This window comes from Microbacterium sp., assembly GCF_041909575.1.
In the GTDB taxonomy this organism is placed as follows: domain Bacteria; phylum Actinomycetota; class Actinomycetes; order Actinomycetales; family Microbacteriaceae; genus Microbacterium.
Genome location: NZ_JAYRDE010000178.1, coordinates 1 through 3127, shown reverse-complemented (window position 1 = coordinate 3127; position 3127 = coordinate 1). Strand labels below are relative to the sequence as shown.

At 74.2% G+C, this 3127-nt stretch carries 3 protein-coding genes and 1 pseudogene; 3 read left to right on the top strand and 1 reads right to left on the bottom strand.

Annotated features, from left to right (window positions below; all coding sequences use genetic code 11):
• From ACE3O1_RS15240 to ACE3O1_RS15230, 3 genes and pseudogenes are all read left to right on the top strand, one after another.
• Positions 1 to 108 (top strand): annotated as a pseudogene (locus ACE3O1_RS15240) (phenylacetate-CoA oxygenase subunit PaaJ); the annotation flags it as partial.
• Positions 108 to 1304, top strand: a complete 1197-nt coding sequence (gene paaE, locus ACE3O1_RS15235) for a 1,2-phenylacetyl-CoA epoxidase subunit PaaE (RefSeq protein WP_374316493.1) — start codon at positions 108 to 110, stop codon at positions 1302 to 1304. The pseudogene ACE3O1_RS15240 and the gene paaE, both read left to right, overlap by 1 nt.
• Before the next feature lie 10 nt (positions 1305 to 1314).
• Positions 1315 to 2076 carry an enoyl-CoA hydratase/isomerase family protein gene (locus ACE3O1_RS15230; RefSeq protein WP_374316491.1) on the top strand — a complete coding sequence of 254 codons (762 nt, stop codon included), beginning with the start codon at positions 1315 to 1317 and terminating at the stop codon, positions 2074 to 2076.
• Between the two features lie 17 nt (positions 2077 to 2093).
• Here the strand turns inward: ACE3O1_RS15230 and ACE3O1_RS15225 are convergent.
• Positions 2094 to 3127 (bottom strand): thiamine pyrophosphate-dependent enzyme (locus ACE3O1_RS15225; RefSeq protein ID WP_374316489.1); only part of this gene is annotated, 1034 nt, incomplete at its 5' end.

Below are 3127 nucleotides of genomic sequence, written 5' to 3'. Positions count from 1 at the left end.
GGCTCCCTGGACACGCGCGAGCTCGCGCGCTTCGGCTCGACCTCGTGCAAGGCGCTGTACGAGTGCCGGGCCTGCCTCGAACCCTTCGACCACTTCAAGGTGCACTGATGGCGGCGGAGGGTGCGGCGGACCGCGCGAACGCCCGGATCGCCGAATCGCTGCTGAGCAGTGCGGTGGGCGGGCCGCGCGGGCGGAAGCATCGCGCGCGCTTCCACACCCTGCGCGTGGCGGCGGTGCGCCCGCTGACGGATGCCTCGGTCGAGGTCACCTTCGCGATCCCCGAGGAGCTCCGCGACGAGTTCGACTACCTCGCCGGCCAGCACGTCGCCCTGCGGACGACCTTCGACGGCCACGAGGTGCGCCGCTCCTACTCGCTCTGCCGGGCCGAGGACGCCGGCGGCGGCGGCGACGGCCCCCGCACCATCAGCGTCGCGATCAAGCGCGACCAGGGCGGCCGCTTCTCCACGTGGGCGCAGGCCGACCTGCGGCCCGGCGACGTGCTCGACGTGATGAGCCCGCAGGGGACGTTCACCTCGACGCTCGACGACCTCGACGGCGCGCACGTCGCCGGCATCGCGGCCGGCTCGGGCATCACCCCGCTCATGGCGCTCGCCGCCACGGTGCTCGCCCGCTCGGAGACGTCGCGCTTCACGCTCGTCTACACGAACCGCTCCACGACCGACGTGATGTTCCTCGAGGAGCTGGCCGACCTGAAGGACCGCTACCCGTCGCGCCTCGCGCTGCACCACGTGCTCTCGCGCGAGCAGCGGGCCGCACCGCTGCTGTCGGGCCGCATCGACGAGGAGCGCCTGCGCCGTATCCTCGACGCGCTCGTGCTGCCCGACACCGTCGACGAATGGTTCCTGTGCGGTCCGTTCGAGCTGGTCCAGCTCTGCCGCGACACCCTTGCCGACATCGGGATCGACCCCGCGCACGTGCGGTACGAGCTGTTCACGACGGGCGAGGGCGGTCGCGTCGAGGCGCCGTCGGCCCGCGCGGTCCAGGTGCGCGCCGACGAGCCCGTGCATCGCATCGAGGTGACCCTCGACGGCCAGTCGGCCACGGTCGACAGCCCCGTCTCCGCGCACGAGTCGATCCTCAACGCCGCACTGCGCGTGCGGCCCGATGCGCCGTTCGCGTGCGCGGGCGGGGTGTGCGGCACCTGCCGAGCCCGGCTCGTCACCGGCTCGGTGACGATGAGCGAGAACTACGCGCTCGAGCCCGACGAGCTCGAGCGCGGGTACATCCTGACCTGCCAATCCCACCCCACGACCGACGTGGTCGTGGTCGACTACGACGTGTGAGGACCGGCCCATGATCCAGCTGCACATCGCCGACGGCGTCGCCGAGATCGCCCTCGACGCCCCCGAGCGCCTCAACGCGCTCCCGCTCGACGCGCTGGCGGAGCTGGATGCCGCGTACGCCGAGGCCGAGGCCGCCGGCGTCCGCGCCCTCGTGCTGCGCGGCGAGGGGCGCGCGTTCTGCGCCGGTCGCGACATCACCGGGGTGGATCCGTCGACCGACGACGTGCTCGGCTACCTCGGCGCCGTCGAGGCGCTGATGCGTCGGATGGCGGCGTTCCCGGCGCCGACGTTCGCGGCCGTGCACGGCGCGTGCCTCGGCGTGGGGCTGGGCCTGGCGATCGCGACGGACGTCGTCTACGTCGCCGAGACGGCGAGGATCGGGTCGCCGTTCGCGAACCTCGGCGCGCTGCTCGACTCGGGCGGCCACGCGCTGCTGTACGAGCGGCTCGGTGCGCACCGGGCCCTCGACCTGATCTACACGGGCGAGCTCCTGTCCGGCGCCGAGGCGGCTGCCGCCGGACTGTTCAGCCGCGCGGTGCCCCCGGGCGACGTGCTCGAGTTCACGCGCGAGCGCGCGGCGCGTGCCGCAGCCGGTCCGACGCAGGCGTTGCTGGCGTCCAAGCGCCTGATCGACCGGCTGCGCGACGAGCGGCTCTGGCGCGTGGTCGCCGAGGAGACCCGCGCCCAGGCGGAGCTGCGCGACACCGCCGACTACCGCGAGGGCTTCGCCGCCTTCGGCGAGAAGCGCCCCCCGCACTTCACCGGCGCCTGACCCGCCGCCCGCCGCCGCTACGAGTTCACGCGGATGATCTCCTCCTGGTACGGCGCCACGACGGTTCCCGAGATGCGGCAGTCCAGCAGCAGGAAGGGGCGGGATTTCTCGTCCTCGCCGGTCCACGCGGCGAGGCGGTCGAGATCGGCCATCGTCCGGACCACGACGCCCTCGGCGCCGACGCCGGCCGCGAGCGCCGCGAAGTCGACCTCGGGGATGCGCATCGGCCCCTCGGCGAGCCCCTTGAGCCCGTACAGGTTGACCTCGGCGCCGTAGGCGGCGTCGTTCCACACGACGGCCATGCCTCGTCCGCCCGCGACGCGGACCGCGGTCTCGAGGTCGGCGAGGGCCATGAGCCCGCCGCCGTCGCCGGTCGTGAGCACCACGACGGCGTCGGGCTTGGCCAGCGCGGCGCCGGCCACCGACGGGAAGCCCAGGCCGATCGACTGGAAGGCGGTGCCCACCATCATCATGCGGTCGGGCGAGGCGACGGGCCAGAACATGTTGGCCCAGCCGATGAAGTGCCCGCCGTCCGAGACGACGACCCGGTCCTCGGGGAGGAGCGCGCCGATGCGCGCCGCGACCGAGCGCGGGTCCAGGCGGCCGTCGGGAGCGAGCCCGTCGCCGGTGTCGTAGCCGCGCGCTGCTGCCACGTCGGCACCCTCGCGCCATCCGCTCGGCGGCGTCGCCCGCTCGCGGACCGCGCTGACCAGCTCGCGCGCGACGACGGCGGCGTCCCCGCGCACGTATCCCCCCACGTGGGGGTGGGTCGCCGCCGGCGCGACGTCCACCTGGAACACCCGGGTGCCCGGTGCGAAAAGGTCGCCGAAGCGCATCGTGAACTGATTGAGGGATGCCCCGAACACGACGGCGACGTCGGCTTCGCGGACGAGCTCCATGGCGCGCTCCGCACCGAATCCGCCGGTCACGCCGAGGTCGAACTCACCGCGCGGGAACACGCCGCGCCCGAGCGCGGTGGAGGCGGTCAGCGCGCCCACGGCGTCGGCGAGCTCGCCGAGCGCCTCGCCGGCACCCGAGATCCACGCGCCGC

Bases quoted from the DNA above. Each gene is read 5' to 3' on its own strand.
- paaE (WP_374316493.1), top strand. From the start codon at position 108: ATGGCGGCGGAGGGTGCGGCGGACCGCGCGAACGCCCGGATCGCCGAA.
- ACE3O1_RS15230 (WP_374316491.1), top strand. From the start codon at position 1,315: ATGATCCAGCTGCACATCGCCGACGGCGTCGCCGAGATCGCCCTCGAC.